At 70.8% G+C, this 15773-nt stretch carries 8 protein-coding genes and 1 pseudogene; 5 read left to right on the top strand and 4 right to left on the bottom strand.

What is annotated here, in order from left to right; all coding sequences use genetic code 11:
• The first annotated feature begins 478 nt into the window (after positions 1 to 478).
• The 5 genes from ACZ5C2_RS14015 (at position 479) to ppk2 (ending at position 6601) form a co-directional block, all read left to right on the top strand.
• Complete coding sequence (locus ACZ5C2_RS14015; RefSeq protein WP_468790010.1) at positions 479 to 2143, top strand: DEAD/DEAH box helicase; 1665 nt, start codon at positions 479 to 481, stop codon at positions 2141 to 2143.
• Between the two features lie 254 nt (positions 2144 to 2397).
• Entirely contained in the window at positions 2398 to 2715 is a 318-nt protein-coding gene (locus ACZ5C2_RS14010; RefSeq protein ID WP_468790008.1) for an SCO5918 family protein, read from the top strand.
• A 272-nt stretch (positions 2716 to 2987) separates the two neighbouring features.
• Positions 2988 to 3740: a sulfite exporter TauE/SafE family protein gene (locus ACZ5C2_RS14005; protein WP_468790152.1), complete on the top strand. Its 753-nt coding sequence runs from the start codon at positions 2988 to 2990 to the stop codon at positions 3738 to 3740.
• Between the two features lie 120 nt (positions 3741 to 3860).
• Positions 3861 to 5306 (top strand): cellulase family glycosylhydrolase, encoded by a 1446-nt coding sequence (locus tag ACZ5C2_RS14000; protein ID WP_468790006.1) that lies wholly within the window; start codon positions 3861 to 3863, stop codon positions 5304 to 5306.
• 287 nt (positions 5307 to 5593) lie between these two features.
• Positions 5594 to 6601: a polyphosphate kinase 2 gene (gene ppk2 / locus ACZ5C2_RS13995; protein ID WP_468790004.1), complete on the top strand. Its 1008-nt coding sequence runs from the start codon at positions 5594 to 5596 to the stop codon at positions 6599 to 6601.
• 5 nt (positions 6602 to 6606) lie between these two features.
• Here ppk2 and yicI read toward each other — a convergent pair whose 3' ends face one another.
• From yicI to ACZ5C2_RS13975, 4 genes and pseudogenes are all read right to left on the bottom strand, one after another.
• Complete coding sequence (yicI, locus tag ACZ5C2_RS13990; RefSeq protein ID WP_468790002.1) at positions 6607 to 8877, bottom strand: alpha-xylosidase; 2271 nt, start codon at positions 8875 to 8877, stop codon at positions 6607 to 6609.
• 264 nt (positions 8878 to 9141) lie between these two features.
• A complete protein-coding gene (locus ACZ5C2_RS13985) occupies positions 9142 to 10407 on the bottom strand; it encodes a PP2C family protein-serine/threonine phosphatase (protein ID WP_468790000.1) in 1266 nt (421 codons plus the stop codon).
• A gap of 102 nt (positions 10408 to 10509) precedes the next feature.
• Positions 10510 to 11262, bottom strand: a complete 753-nt coding sequence (locus tag ACZ5C2_RS13980) for an IclR family transcriptional regulator (RefSeq protein ID WP_468789998.1) — start codon at positions 11260 to 11262, stop codon at positions 10510 to 10512.
• 89 nt (positions 11263 to 11351) lie between these two features.
• Positions 11352 to 15659 (bottom strand): annotated as a pseudogene (locus ACZ5C2_RS13975) (GH92 family glycosyl hydrolase).
• Positions 15660 to 15773 lie beyond the last annotated feature (114 nt).

Here is a 15773-nt window from a genome sequence, read left to right as displayed (position 1 = left end):
CGGCGGTGTGCACGGACTGCGCCGGAGGCGGACCAGTGGGTGTGCCACGGCAGGCCGTTGCCCCGGGCCTGCTTCCTCCGCGCCCTGCGCCACCCGGGCGGCCGCGTCGTCCGGATGGTGCAGGAGACGCGCCCGGTTCCGCGCCCCGGCCACCGCCCCGGAGCGCGGCGCAGCCCGGACACGGCCTGCTGTACGGGCCCAAACGCTCCGTGCTACTGTCGATCTCGGTTGTAGTCGTGGTAATCGAAAAAGCCGCAGGCCGGAAAGACCGCGTGTGCGCCATACTGACGTCTACGTCGCAGCTGGGGTCGGCACCAGAAGGTGCGGGCTCCGGTTCGCTGCTTTTCAGGGTCTCGTCTCATGAACCGGGCGGAACAGCCGACGTGACCACCTCAATCCGGCTCGTTCTTGCAATTCCCTGCGTTGTTCCACTGCGGCGGACATTCCTTGATACGTGCCACATCAAGGAAGGTTCCACTTGACACAGGCTCGCGCGAACAATCGAACGACCCGCGCCCGCTCCGGCGGTCAGGGTTTCGCCAAGGGCGGCCGCCGCACAGGCGCCGCGGCCGACCGCGTCGGCGCGCAGCGGCGTTCCAAGGGCTCGGGCTCCAGTAGCCGACGGACCCCGGTGACCGGGGAGTTCGCTCTCCCGGTGACGACCACCCCCGCGCTTCCCCCGGTGGAGGACTTCGCCGAACTCGCCCTGCCGGGAGAGATGCTGGCCACGCTCGGCCACGAAGGCGTGACGGTGCCGTTCCCCATCCAGGCGGCCACGCTGCCGAACTCCCTGGCAGGCCGTGACGTACTCGGCCGTGGTCGCACCGGTTCCGGAAAGACCCTGGCCTTCGGGCTGGCGCTGCTGGCCCGCACGGCGGGCCGTCGTGCCGAGCCCCGCCGGCCGCTCGCCCTCGTGCTCGTCCCCACCCGAGAGCTGGCCGGGCAGGTCACCGACGCGCTGACCCCTTACGCCCGATCCGTGCGACTCCGTCTGGCCACCGTGGTCGGTGGTCTCTCGATCGGCAAGCAGGCCTCGGCCCTGCGGGCCGGCGCTGAGGTCGTCGTGGCGACGCCCGGGCGGCTCAAGGACCTCATCGATCGCGGGGACTGCGTCCTGGACGATGTCACCATCACCGTCCTCGACGAGGCCGACCAGATGGCCGACATGGGCTTCCTGCCGCAGGTCACCAGGCTGCTCGACCAGGTGCGTGCCGACGGCCAGCGGATGCTCTTCTCCGCCACCCTCGACCGCAACGTCGACCTGCTGGTACGGCGCTACCTGACCGACCCGGTGGTCCACTCCGTCGACCCGTCCGCGGGCGCGGTCACCACGATGGAACACCATGTGCTCCACGTCGACGACACGGACAAGCGCCGGACGACGACCGAGATCGCGGCGCGAGACGGCCGCGTGATCATGTTCCTGGACACCAAGCACGCGGTGGACAAGCTCACCAAGCACCTGCTGAGCAGCGGCGTGCGCGCCGCGGCCCTGCACGGCGGCAAGTCCCAGCCCCAGCGCACCCGGACCCTCACCCAGTTCAAGGACGGCCGGGTGACCGTGCTGGTGGCGACGAACGTCGCGGCGCGGGGCATCCACGTCGACAACCTCGATCTGGTCGTCAACGTCGACCCGCCCGGCGACCCCAAGGACTATCTGCACCGCGGCGGACGCACGGCCCGCGCCGGCGAGTCCGGCAGCGTCATCACCCTGGTGACGCGTGACCAGCGGCGCGACATGAGCCGACTGATGGCACAGGCGGGCATCACCCCGCGCATCACCCAGGTGCGGTCGGGCGATGAGGAGCTGAGCCGCATCACGGGTGCCCAGGCTCCCTCCGGCGTTCCGGTCGTGATCGCGGCGCCGGTCGTCGAGCGCCCTCGCCGCGCCGCGTCCTCGGCATCACGTGGTCGCCGGGGCCGCAGCAGCCAGGGACGCGACGCGCAGCCCCGCAACGCCGAAGGCCGCAGCACCCAGGGCGGCGGCCGCACCACCGGCGAACGCGCCGCACAGGGCCGTACGGCACAGGGCCGGACCGGCCAGAGGGTGGTCGCCCAGACCCGGAACGCCGAGGGGCGACCCACCGGCGAGGCATCGCGCCGCAGGGCGCCGAGGAAGCCGGCCGCGGACCGCGCGGCCTAGGGATCTGCCGTCTGGATCACGCCGGCTCCAGTGAGCGGTGCCGGGGCCCGCAGCCCCGGAATGATCCGGACGGCATTCCCGCCCGGCACCCCCTGTGCGTGCGATGTCACGACGACAAGGCGTCATGGCGACAAGGCGTCACGGCCGTGGAAGCGGCCCCGCCATGTCGCCGTTCGCTCCCGAACCGCTTCAGTCCCCTGTGGGCCACTCACCCCACCAGGTCGGCCCGTCTTCCTTCTCCCCAGTGAGGCACCATGCGCTGCGTCATCGCCCGATACCCGTTCGACCTGACCAAGGCCGGAGTCCTGGAGTCGATGAAGGGCATCACACCCGAGCCGGTCACGGGTGAGTCCGTGACCATCGGTCGCCGCCGCTACCCCGTCAAGCAGGTCGGACAGGTCATCACCCGCCAGGACCGCCGCGACTTCACCAGCGGCGAAGTCGTCCGGGCCATGACCCGCCTCGGCTTCACCTGTCACGCCCACCCCGAGGCCGTGCCGCCGGTGCGTGAGCTCTCCCCGCTCGAGACGGCATCGGAACTGCTCGGCCACCCGGCAGGCCCGCAGGGCTGAGGCATGAGAGCCGGCGAGCCGGACGCGGGGGGGGGGGGGGGGGGGGGAGGGGGGGGAGGGGGAGGGGGGGGGGGGGGGGGGGGGGGGGGGGGGGGGGGGGGGGGACGCCCCCACCACCCCCTCCCCCCCCCCCCCCCCCCCCTCCCCCCCCCCCCCCCCCCCCCCCCCCCGGGCCAGCGTCGTGCCATGAACGTTTCCCCGGGCCACCACCGGTGCAGGACATCACCGAGCGGCGATGACGTGACCGGAGTCACGGCGTGACTCCGGTGGAGATGCTCGGCGTCTTCGCGGCGGGCATCGGCGCCGGTGCCATGAACGCGGTCGTCGGCTCGGGAACCCTGGTCACCTTCCCCGTCCTGCTCGCCACCGGACTGTCGCCCCTCACCGCGACGGTCTCCAACGCGCTCGGCCTGATCCCCGGCGCCGTCAGCGGGGCCGTCGGCTACCGGCGGGAGCTCGCCGGGCAGGCCCGCCGCGTCCGCCGGCTCGGCGTCGGCTCGGCGCTGGGCGGGCTCGCGGGGGCCACGCTCCTGCTGGCCCTGCCCGCCGAGGCGTTCGAGACCATCGTGCCGACCCTGGTGGGGCTCGCCCTCGTCCTCGTCGCGCTCCAGCCCCTGATCAGCAAGAAGGTGCGGCACCGCCGCCGGAACGAGGAGCAGCCCGTCCGGCGCGAGGGCGGATGGCCGCTGTTCACCGGCCTGACCCTGGCCAGCGTCTACGGCGGCTACTTCGCCGCCGCGCAGGGCATCATCTACATGTCCCTCATGGGCCTGTTCCTCGATGAGCCCCTGCAGCGTCTCAACGCCGTCAAGAACGTGCTCGTCGCGATCGTGAACACGGTCGCCGCGACCTTCTTCCTGTTCGTCGCCGACTTCGACTGGACGGCCGTCGCACTCATCGCCGCCGGATCGGCGCTGGGCGGCCAGCTCGGGGCGATGACGGGCCGCAGATTCAGTCCCGCGGTACTGCGCGCCCTCATCGTCGTGATCGGCACCGTCGCCCTCGTGCAGTTGCTGCTCCGCTGACCAGGCCCTTCTCCCGGGCCGATCGACCGGGCTTGCCATGCACCTTGCAATCCAAGGCCACCTCTGCTTCCGTCTGGTTAGGAAACTTTCCTAACCATCCACGTCCTGGACGGAGCCCCCATGACACCGGCACGTTTCCAGCTACGTCCCGCCGCAGCCGCCGCGGCCCTCGCCAGTGCCCTCCTCCTCGTCCTGACCACCGCCACCGCCGCACCGGCCGCACCGGCCCCCACCGGCGCGGACGCGGCCACCGTGCGATCCGGGGCGGCGGACGCCCGCCTCACGGCAGAGATCACGCGCACGACCGCCTGGGACACCGGGTACGGCGCCGACGTATCGGTCACCAACGAAGGCGCCACCCCGGCGGACGGCTGGACGATCGAGTTCGACCTGCCCGCCGGAACGACGATCGGCAGCCACTGGTCCGCCACCAAGACCCAGCAGGGGCAGCACTACCGCTTCAGCAGCGTCGCCTACAACGCCACCGTCACCCCCGGCGGCCGGCAGAGTTTCGGCTTCAACGCCACCGGCACCGGACTGCCCCTCAACTGCACCGTCAACGGGCTGCCCTGTGAAGGCGGCAGCACCACACCGACCGACCCGCCCACCGACCCGCCCCGGGCCGGTACCCCCGTGGACGTCAACGGACAGCTCGAGGTCTGCGGCACCAAGCTCTGCAACGAGCACGGCAACCCGGTCCAGCTGCGCGGCATGAGCACCCACGGCACCCAGTGGTACCCCCAGTGCCTGACCGGCGGATCCCTCGACGCCCTGGCCGAGGACTGGAAGGCCGACGTCCTGCGCGTCTCCACCTATGTGCAGGAGGGCGGCTACGAGACCGATCCCGCGCACTTCACCCGCCTGGCCGACTCCCTGATCCAGCAGGCGAGCGACCGCGGCATGTACGTGATCGTCGACTGGCACATGCTCGACCCCGGCGATCCCATGGCGAACCTCGACAACGCCCGGAAGTTCTTCACCGACATCGCGAGCCGCAACAAGGGTCGCGACAACATCCTCTACGAGATCGCCAACGAGCCCAGTGACGTGAGCTGGTCGCGGATCAAGAACTACGCGGAGCAGATCATCCCGGTCATCCGCGGGGTCGACTCCGACGCCCCCGTCCTTGTCGGCACACGTGCCTGGTCCTCGCTCGGCGTCTCCGAGGGCGCCGACGAGTCCGAGGTCGTGAACAACCCGGTCAACGCCTCCAACATCATGTACACCTTCCACTTCTACGCCGCCTCGCACCGGGACGAGTACCTGGCGGCCCTCTCCCGCGCCGCCGACCGGATCCCGATGTTCGTCACCGAGTTCGGCACCCAGAACTACGCCGGCGAGGGGGCCGACGACTTCACGATGTCCCAGCGCTACCTCGACCTGATGGCGGACAAGAAGATCAGCTGGGTGAACTGGAACTTCTCCGACGACCACCGCTCCGGTGCCGTCTTCACCACCGGCACGTGCGGCAACAACGGTCCGTGGACCGGGACGTCCTCGCTGAAGCCCGCCGGTGTCTGGATCCGTGACCACATCCGGACCCCGGACAGCTTCCCCACCGGCTGATCCGCCACCCGGCACCTGTCCGTCCGGCGCCCGCGGCCGGACGGACGGGCGTTCCGGCGCCCTCAGGGCAGGGATCGCGCCGGCGTACCCGCCGTCGGCGGGCAGCGCCCCACCGTTCCTCGCGGAGGCCAGGTCGGACGCGAGGCAGACGGCCGGGTCACGCAGGCTCACGGTCCACCGGCCCGTGGACGAAGTCCCGCCGCTTCCCCGAGCCCCCGGTCGAGTCATCGCGACGTCCTCGGGCGGCATAGGCTTCAGTCAGCGGGCAGGAAGAGACGGGAGACGACGTGACGGCCGAACACCCGGACACACCAGAGGGCCGTGCGGAAGCCGAGGGGACGCCCTCCGGCACGACCGGTGACGATCTGCTCCAGGGGCTGGAGGTGGACGACCGGCGCCCGGAGCGCCCCGTGCTCCTCGACGCCGACGGCACCCCGATCGGGACCTGGCGGGAGAACCACCCCTACGACCGCAAGATGCGCAGGGCGGAGTACGAGCGGAACAAGCGCATCCTGCAGATCGAACTGCTCAAGATGCAGCGGTGGGTGAAGGACACCGGTCAGCGGATCGTGGTGGTCTGCGAGGGGCGGGACGCGGCCGGCAAAGGCGGCACCATCCAGCGGTTCATCGAGAGACTGAACCCCCGTGGTGCCCGCGTGGTGGCCCTGGAGAAGCCGACCGAGCGGGAAGCGGGACAGTGGTACTTCCAGCGCTACGTGGCTCATCTGCCGGCCCGGGGCGAGATCGTCTTCTTCGACCGCTCCTGGTACAACCGCGCCGGGGTCGAGCGGGTCATGGGGTTCTGCACGGAGAGCGAGTACCGGCAGTTCCTCGATCAGACGCCGATGTTCGAACGGCTGCTCACCGACGACGGCATCATGCTGGTGAAGTTCTGGTTCTCCGTGTCCCGGGCCGAACAGCGGACGCGCTTCGCGATCCGGCAGGTCGATCCGGTGCGGCGCTGGAAGCTGTCCCCGATGGACCTCGCCTCGCTCGACCTCTGGGACGACTACACCAAGGCCAAGGTCGAGATGTTCCGGGCCACGGACACGCCCCGGGCGCCGTGGACCGTCGTGAAGAACAACGACAAGCGCCGGGGCCGGCTGGAGGCCATGCGCAGCCTGCTCGACCGCTGCGACTATCCGGCGAAGGACCACGAGGCGCTGGGAAAGCCGGACCCGTTGATCGTGGGGGCGGCGGACACCCTGATGGAGGCCGGTGAGGAACCCGAGGCCCTCTCACCGACCCCCCTCGCGGGCCCCGGCCACGGCCCGGGCAGTCACCCGGGCACCTGACCCGCTCATCCCAACGGCACGGTCACCTCGCCCACACCCTCCGCCCGCGCCCCGCCGGCGACGCGCACCGTGAACGGACGGTCGGTGCCCGACGCCGTGACCCGCAGGACGTCACCGTCCCGCCGGACGCGGAACGTCGCGGCCGGCAGCCCCGCCGTGTCGGGCACGATGACCTCCGCCGTGTAGTCGGGCGCGGCCGGCGGGTGCGCGAGCAGGACCGGGGCGTTCAGCCAGTCGCCGTCCGGCCGGGAGTCGTCGCCCGCCAGCGGCAGCACGGCGCCCTCACGGACGTACAGGGGGAGGCTGTCGCAGCCATGGTGTTCGGTGCGCCAGCACGGGCCGGTGACCCGCTCGCCGCTGAGCAGATGGGTCCAGGTGCCGTCCGGCAGGTACACCTCAGCTTCGCCGTCCTCGCTGAACACCGGCGCGACCAGGAGGTCGGCGCCCAGCATGTACTGGCGGTCGAGGAGGCGGCTCGCCGGGTCGTGCGGGAACTCCAGCACCATCGGCCGCATCATCGGGACGCCCGTGCGGTGGGTCTCGGCGGCGGCGCCGTACAGGTACGGCATCAGGCGGTGCTTGAGGAGGGTGAACCGCCGGGCGACGTCGACCGCCTCCTCGCCGAACTCCCACGGCACCCGGTACGACGTGGAGCCGTGCAGCCGGCTGTGGGAGGACAGCAGACCGAACGCGAGCCAGCGCTTGAACACCTCCGGGTTCGGTGTGCCCTCGAAACCGCCGATGTCGTGGCTCCAGAAGCCGAACCCGCTCAGCGACAGGGACAGACCGCCCCTCAGCGACTCGGCCATCGCCTCGAAGGACGACCAGCAGTCGCCGCCCCAGTGGACCGGATACTGCTGTCCGCCCGCGGTCGCGGACCGGGCGAAGAGCACGGCCTCGCCCTGCCCGCGCTCCTTCTCCAGGAGCTCGAACACGGTCCGGTTGTACAGGTGCGTGTAGTAGTTGTGCATCCGCTCCGGGTCGGAGCCGTCGTGCCAGACGACGTCGGTGGGGATACGCTCGCCGAAGTCGGTCTTGAAGCAGTCCACGCCCTGGTCGAGCAGCGGGGTGAGCTTCGACTGGAACCACGCCCGCGCCTCCGGGCTGGTGAAGTCGACCAGGCCCATGCCGGCCTGCCACAGATCCCACTGCCACACGTCGCCATTGGCCCGGCGCACCAGGTGTCCCAGGGCGGCGGCCTCCTCGAAGAGCGGCGACTTCTGGGCGATGTACGGGTTGATCCAGGCGCTGATGCGCAGGCCCTTCTCCTTGAGCCGGGCCAGCATGCCGTCGGGGTCGGGGAAGACGTCCGGGTCCCACTGGAAGTCGCACCACTGGTACTCGCGCATCCAGAAACAGTCGAAGTGGAACACCGACAGGGGGATGCCCCGCTCCGCCATGCCGTCGACGAACGATGTCACCGTCTCCTCGTCGTAGGACGTGGTGAACGAGGTGCTGAGCCAGAGACCGAAGGACCAGGCGGGGGGCAGGGCCGGGCGTCCGGTCAGGGCGGTGTAGCGGCCGAGGACCTCCTTGGGAGTGGGCCCGGCGACGACGTAGTACTCCAGTGACTGGTCCTCGACGCTGAACTGGACCTGTCCGACGGACTCGGAGCCGATCTCGAAGGAGACGGCGCCGGGGTGGTTGACGAAGAGACCGTAGCCGCGTGAGGAGAGATAGAACGGGATGTTCTTGTAGGCCTGTTCGCTGCTCGTTCCGCCGTCGGCCTGCCAGACGTCGACGGTCTGGCCGTTCTTGACGAACGGGGTGAAGCGCTCGCCCAGGCCGTAGATCTGTTCGCCGACACCGAGCGACAGGCGGCTCAGCACATGGTGTGCCCCCTCGCCGGTGGTGGCGAAAGCGGTGCCCTTGGCACCGGCGCGGGTCAGTTCCCGTCCGTCCGCGTCGTGGAACGTCAGACCGAAGGGACCCGCGCCGTCGAGCCGCAGCGTCAGAGGGCCGCTGGTCAGCTCGGTGACCGTGCCCTCGCGGCGTACCGTCCCCGCGCCGTCCGCCTCGCCGGTGAGCGCGAAGTCGGGTCCGGGGCGGTGTCTGCCCGCGTGATGGGTGACCCGGACGCCGATGACGCCTTCGGCGGGGGAGAAGCACTCGACCGTGATCAGCGGTGCGTTGAGGGTGTCGCCCCTGCGTGTCACCTTCTTCAAGGAGGCGTATCCAGTGAAGCGCTTCGATTCGGAGCGTACGTCACGCACCTCGGTGGCATACGAGATCTGGACACCGTCGCGGATGCGCCAGAAGCCGTCAGTGAATTTCATGGTCTTCCTCGCAGGGGGAGGGCGGCATGGGGCCGAGTATCAGCCTCTGACCAGCAACTATGACAGGAGCTCTGGAACCTGTCACGCCCTTGCGTCAGCGCATCGTGCCGCTGGAGGGCCAGCGCGGCCGGCTCCTGCTGACGTATCAGTAATCGGGCCAGACAAATTGCACCCGGTGCAACGCCAGGCTCCACCTCGACAGGAGCCGTTTTTCGTCGAAGCGCTTCACCAACGAGGCGGGAAGGGTTGGCCGGGACAGGGGAATCAGGCGACGTCCTCACGGTCGTCGCAGGGGTCGTCGGCCGCCTGTTCCCGCAGGTCGGTGAGCGGCCGGACCGCGGGGGTGCCGGCCGGCGCGAGTGCGGCGGGGTGCGCGCCGGCGTCCGCCGACCCGGTAGCGGCGACGGGCTTGCGCAGCAACAGCAGCGCCGCGTCGTCGTGCAGCCGGCCGCCCACATGGTGCAGCAGTTCCTCGTGCAGCGCGGCCAGGGTGCGGGCCGGCTCGTCGCACAGGTGCCGGGCCAGCCCCTCCGCCAGGGGGTAGAACTCACGGGCGGCGTCGCGCGCCTCCGTGACTCCGTCGGTGTAGAGGAGCAGTTGGTCCCCCTCGACGAACGGCACGACCTGGAGGCACGGGGACTCGGTCGACAGGGACCGCAGCCCCAGGGGCGGTGCGGGGCGGACGGGATCCACCGGTACCACGTCGGTGCCGCGGATCAGCAGCGGAGGCGCGTGTCCGCAGTTGACCATCTCCAGCCGCCCGGGCTCCGGGTATCCGGCGACCACGGCGGTGACGAAGTCGTCGCTGCCGAGGTTGCGGGCCAGGCTCCGTTCGATCCGGCTCACGACGTCCCGGAGATCCGGCTCGTCGTGGGCCGCCTCCCGGAAGACGCCGAGTACGAGAGCCGCGGTCCCGACGGCCGGCAGGCCCTTGCCGAGCACATCGCCGACGATCATCCTGACCCCGTACGGGGTGGGGATGAGGGCGTAGAGGTCACCGCCGATCCGGGCCTCCGCCGCGGCGGCGCTGTAGCGGACCGCCGCCTGGAACGGGCCGACCGTCTCGGGGACCGGTGTGAGCAGGGCGTGCTGGGCGGTCTCGGCGACCGAGCGGACGGCGGCGAGCACCCGCTCGCGGCGGGCGCGCAGGGCGCTGGCGAGAACGCCGGCCAGGGTGACGGTCACCAGCGCGGCGAGTACGACGGTCAGCTGCGGGACGGGCATGCCGTGCCGGACGCCGATCGCGGCGCCGAGCAGGGTGGCGAGGAGACCGACCCCCATGACCCCGAGCGGCCGGCTGGTGGCGGCGGCCAGCGCCGGCCCGGCGGCCAGCAGCGGCAGCCAGACCTTGCCCGTTTCGCCGAGGAGGTCGACGCACACGATGAGAAGGACGATCAGTATCGACAGGGCCGGTGTGCCGGCGGCCCAGTGCGAGAGTGCCAGCACCCGGGGGGACCGGGTACGCCCGGTCCCCCACCGGTGCGGCCGTATGGGCGAGTGGTCGCGTCCGTGCCGAGGGGCGTGACTCATGCGTCGTCCGGTGTCCTCACCTCTGCGCGGCATGCGCGCGTCCCGAAATATCTGCTTATTCAGGAAAGATGGTCAATGTGGACCGTCGCAAGGGTGGGCTTTTCAGATGGTGAGCGAGAGGCTTCGGGTCACCCGGCCGGCGGTGGGAAGAAGCCGCTGTCGGACCTCGTCGAGCCGGGAGAGCCGGTCCTTCGGCATCGACACACCGAGCGAACCCAGCGTGCGGCCGCTGTAGACCGGGACCGCGACACAGACGGTACCCAGGGCGTATTCCTCCAGATCCGCCACGGCCGGGGCCATGGCAGTGGTCTCGATCTGGCGGATCAGCGCCGGAGCCGTGGTGACCGTCCGGGGAGTGAGGTCATTGAGCGGGTGCCGGGAGAGGTACTCCCGGCGCGCCTCGTCGCCGAGCTCCCGGAGCACGGACTTGCCCAGGGCGGTGGCATGCCCGGCATCCTCGAAACCGACCCAGAGATCCACCCGCGGAGAGCGCGGCCCGTCGACGATCTCGGCGACCCGGATCTCTCCGTCCTCGTAGAAGGTGAGATAGGCGGCGCTGGAGAGCTCGTCGCGGAGCGCGGTGAGCACGGGCCGGACCCGGCTGAGCAGCGCCTGACCGCTGCCCGTCGTGTGCAGGGTCTGCAACCGGTCGCCCAGCACGAAACCGCCGTCGTCCAGCTTGCGCAGATACCCGTCGTGCACGAGCGTGCGCAGCAGGTGGTAGGCCGTGGCCAGGGGCAGCCCCGTCTCACGCGCCAGCTGCTTCGCCGGCGCACCGTTTTGATGGGCGCTCGTCGCCTCCAGCAGCCGGAAGGCACGCTGTACGGAGGAGATGAGCGTCGGGCTCGCACCCATGTGACCCAGCCTGCGCCAGACCCCCGCCACAGGCAAGGCAGGCCCCCGTCCCACCCGGGCGTGGGACGGGGGCTGTCCCGGGACGGCCGTCAGTCGTCGGTGGTCCGCTCGGGCGGCACCGCCACTCCGTCCTCGGTCACGTACGTGGTGCCGTCGTCGTACTTGGTGATGGTGAACGAGTCCAGAACCTCACCGACCTCCTTGTCCGTCGTGGACCGGTCGTCCCACTTGGCGGCGACGACCGCCTCGTAGCGGATCGTGTCCTTGGTGACCCTGATCCCCTGAAACGTGGAGGTGTGCCCCGCGCGGACCACCTGGGTCGCCCCGTTGCGGGTCCACACGTTGTCGTCGTCGGGGGCGAGCTCGTAGTACTTCGGTCCCGAGACGGCGACCGTGTAGACGGGACCCGTGGTCACGCCGGGAGTGGCGGTGGCATCGGCGTCCGCGTACCCACGGGCGTACACGTGGTCGTGTCCCATCAGCACCAGGTCGATGTCGCTCCGCTGGAACACCGGGAGCCAGGCGTCACGCACCGCCTTCTCGTCGCGCCCCTCGGCCCCGGAGAACACCGGCTGGTGGAAGACCGCCACCGCCCATTTTCCGGGGTTGTCCTCAAGCAGGCGGTCCAGCCAGCGGGCCTGCATGCCGAGCCAGAGCGTTTCCGGGTCGGGGCAGTTCTCGCTGCACGCCGGGAGATCGTCCGGCGTCATCAGCGAGCGGGCGTCGTGCGTGCCGGCGTTGAGGGAGATGAACCGCACCCCCTGGTAGTCGGTGGAGTACGCGGTCTCGGCGAGCGCCTCCGCCATGTGCGCCTCGTATGCCGCGCGCTGCCGCTCGGCGGGTGTGTCACCCTCGGCCGGTGTGGCGCGCGGCCCGTTGCCCGGGTACTCGAACGTCGACTTTCACGTCTTGAGGAACGTGTCACCCGCGTACTCGTGGTTGCCGGGCGCGGCGATGACATTGGTCGTCTGGCTGTATCCGTTCATCGCCCCGAACCAGTCGCGCCACTCGCTGTCGTTGCCCGAGGAGTTGACCAGATCACCCGCGTTGACGCTGCCGACGGCGTCCGGATAGCGGTTGTAGGCCTGCTTCACCACCGGTGCCCACTTCGCCGACAGCTCGTTCTGCGCGTCGCCGAAGTAGAGGAACGTGAACTCCTCGCCCGCCGGCCGGGCGGTGGTGAACCGGTACGCGGGGCTCAACCGGTCGCCGGTGCCCACCCGGTACTCGTACGCGGTGCCGGGGGAGAGGCGGTCGATGACCGCGGAGTGCGTGCGCACCCGCTCGCCGCCCGCCTCCAGCTCCTCGTTGGCGCGGGCGGCCACGGTCCGCCACCGTTCGGTGCCGGCCTCGCGGATCCGCACCTCGCCGGAGGTGAGTGCGGCCGCCGTCCGCCAGGTGACGGCCTGGGCGGACTCCGGCGTCCCGGTCGGGGTCAGGACGATGCGTGCGGGCACCAGACCGGGAACCTCGAGATCCGGGTTGTCGGTGAGCGCGACATCGAACACGTGCATGACGCCGCGGTCGGTGCCCTGCGGCAGGACGACGGCGGCGACCCGCTTCTTGGGGTCCAGCGGCTGGGGACGCGTGGCGAAGACCTTGGTCTCCACGGTGTCCGCCCCGCCCGAGGCCCGGTTGCGGCCCGTCGTGGTCACGAGCGGCTCGTTGCCGAACTGGTAGTTCGTCCCGGGCGTCCAGTCGGTGAACCGCACCGGTACGGACTGGGTGGAGCCGTCGGTGTACTCGACCACCGCGGTGCCCTGCGAGGGCCCGTTGGTGGCGAGGCCGAGGAAGGAGATCCCGGTGGCCGGGGCGCCGTCCAGGCGGATGCGCTGGCCGTGCGGTATCCAGTTGTCGGGCTCCCCGGACCCGGTGTCCGGCCAGCTGAATTCGACACCGGTGTCACCCAGCGCGAGCTTCGCACCCGGCGCCGCTCCGGCCTCGGCCAGCCGCTGACGGGACAGGGAGTTGTCGCTGAGGTCGAGGGACCCGAGGTTGCCGTGGTCGTCCGGGGTGATGCCGATGTTGTTCCGGGCGTCCGTGCCGTCCGTGTGCGACGGGGGGACGTCGCCCGCGCGGGTGCCCCAGGCACCGGGCTTCGCCGACATCCTGAAGCTGAGCCTGCCGCCCTCGCGGGTGAACTCCGCGGGGAGCCAGGAGCGCGTGGTGGCGCGGCCGTTCACCCTCAGCCCCGTGACGTAGGACGCCTCGTCCGCGCGGGGAGCGTCAAGGGTGATCCTCCGCCGGCTGTCGGCGCTGTCCACCACGACCCGGTCGAACATCGGGCCGCTCACCACCAGATCGGCGGTGCCGGGGACAGCGGGGAAGAGCCCGAGGTTCGTCCACACGTACCAGCTGCTCAGCGAGCCGAGGTCGTCGTTGCCGGGCAGCCCCGAGGGTGTGGTGTCGTACATCTCGTCCACGGCGCGGCGCAGCACGTCCGCCGTACGGTGCGGCTGCCGCAGCCAGTTGTAGACGAACGGCATGGTGAAGCTGGGCTGGTTGCTCAGGTACGCGCCCGAGGTGTTGTACACGCCGGCGTCCAGCTCACGGGTGTGACCGTCGAGCGCCTTGGTGGTGGCCTCGATGCCGCCCCGCTTCTCGATCAGGGTGCCGACGTTGTGCGGCACCATCCAGCCGTACTGGTAGCCGGTGGCCTGTTCGAACTGGTTGCCCCGCTCACCGAGGTTGAAGCCCCGGTCGAAGCCCGTACGCCCGCGAGGCCGGATGTGGTCGCCGGCCTCGTCGAATACGTTCTGCCAGTTCTGCGCACGGACCATGAACCGGTCGTACGTGTTCCTGTCGCCCAGGCGCCGGGCGAGTTGGGCGATGCCGAAGTCGTCCACGGCGTACTCGAGCGTCTTCGACGTCGCCGAGTCGCCCTTGCGGTTCTCGATGAAACCGACGCTCGCGTACTGGTAGGCGTGCCGCCGCAGCGTGGAGTCGGCGGGCAGGCTCTGGGTCGCCTTCATCGACTCCAGCGCGGCCCGGCGGTCGTAGTCCGTGCTGCCGAAGGCGTCGATCGAGGCGACCACCGATTGGAGCGAGTCGCCGCTCATCTTCTGCTGGGCCTGGTTGAGGTGCGGCCAGTTGGGCCAGGTGCCGGTCTGGCGCACCATGTCGGTGATCGACTGGTTGATGTCGCTGCCGACCTTCGGGAACAGCAGGGCGATCAGCTGTGCCTGGCTGCGGTAGGTGTCCCAGCCCGCGTAGGTGACGTAGTGGTGGCGGCCCTTGGCGACCCGGTGGGTCTTTCCGTCGTAGCCCCGGTACTCGCCGCCGACGTCGTCGAAGACGTTCGGGTGGAGCAGCGAGTGGTACAGCGCGGTGTAGAACTTCACCCGCTCGGCGCGGGTGCCGCCGTCCGCGTCGACGGTGCCGAGCGCGTCCCGCCACACACGTGCGGCCTGGTCCCGTACCCGGTCGAAGCCCCGGCCGCGGGTCTCGGTGGCGGCGTTGCGGGACGCGCCCGCGACGCTCACGTAGCTGAGGCCGGTCTTCGCGGTGACCTTCGCACCCCGGTCGAAGACGAGATAGGCGCCCGCACCGTGCTGGGTGTCACCACCGGAGGCGGCCTGTGACCCCGGCCGTACGTCGGAGGCCTGCCAGGTGCCGTGGGCTCTGACCGGGCGGTCGAAGGTGGTGGAGAAGTACGCTCGGTAGCGCCCGCCCTCGTCGCACACCGAGGCCGTCTCCACCCAGCCGCTGACGGTGTTCCCGTCGACCTTCACCTCGCTGCCGAAGACCCGGTTGTTGGAACCGGCCACGTCGAACAGCAGCGTGGCGCTGCCCTCGGAGGGGAAGCCGAAGCGGCTCACGGCGGTGCGGGTGGTGGCGGTCAGCTCCGTCTCGACGCCGTTGGCCAGGTCGACGGAGTAGTGGCCGGGGCCGGCCGTCTCGTCGGCGTGGTCGAAACCGACGTAGTAGTCGGTGATCTTCTCGGCCGGGCTGGAGGGCAGGGCGCCCTCGGTGAGCCGGCCGGTGTAGGGCAGCACCGGGAAGTCGAAGCCGCTGAAGCGCCCCTCGCAGCCGGTCCCGGAGAGCCGGGTCATGCCGAAGCCGCGGATCTTGTCGGCCGTGTACTCGTATCCGCCCTTCTGGTCCCCGTCGGACGTGCGGTACGTGGTGGGGGAGGACTGCACCATGCCGAACGGCACCGTGGCACCCGGCCAGGTGTTGCCGTACGCGCTGTTCCCCTTGTTCTGCGACGTGTCCAGGCGGGTGCCGATCAACGGGTCCACGGCGTCGAACGCCGTGATGTCCCGGTTGCTCCGCGTGGCGGCACCGGCCGCGGGCGTCAGCCCGGCGATCAGCGCGCCGAGGACCAGCGCGGTGGTGAGAAGTCTGCGGCGGCCCGGCGGGGGCTTGGGTGGAGAAGACTCCGTGGCGTTCCACATCGTGTTGGTGTTCCTGCTTTCCCACAAAGGTGACAACGTTGTCTAGCTGCGGCCGTCCTGCGGTCGCGGCCTATAGTTCAGCGCCTCGGGCTCGCCGGCGGAAGACCCGGGGAA

The organism is Streptomyces sp. NPDC031365 (assembly GCF_055569765.1).
The sequence above is the reverse complement of the archived record's forward strand: the minus strand, read 5'-3'. Positions and strand labels throughout refer to the sequence as shown.

What these genes read in the sequence shown, in the direction of transcription:
- ACZ5C2_RS13980 (WP_468789998.1), bottom strand. Translation starts at nt 11,262, where the DNA reads ATGGGTGCGAGCCCGACGCTCATCTCCTCCGTACAGCGTGCCTTCCGG.
- ACZ5C2_RS14005 (WP_468790152.1), top strand. Translation starts at nt 2,988, where the DNA reads ATGCTCGGCGTCTTCGCGGCGGGCATCGGCGCCGGTGCCATGAACGCG.
- ACZ5C2_RS13985 (WP_468790000.1), bottom strand. Translation starts at nt 10,407, where the DNA reads ATGAGTCACGCCCCTCGGCACGGACGCGACCACTCGCCCATACGGCCG.
- ACZ5C2_RS14000 (WP_468790006.1), top strand. Translation starts at nt 3,861, where the DNA reads ATGACACCGGCACGTTTCCAGCTACGTCCCGCCGCAGCCGCCGCGGCC.
- yicI (WP_468790002.1), bottom strand. Translation starts at nt 8,877, where the DNA reads ATGAAATTCACTGACGGCTTCTGGCGCATCCGCGACGGTGTCCAGATC.
- ACZ5C2_RS14010 (WP_468790008.1), top strand. Translation starts at nt 2,398, where the DNA reads ATGCGCTGCGTCATCGCCCGATACCCGTTCGACCTGACCAAGGCCGGA.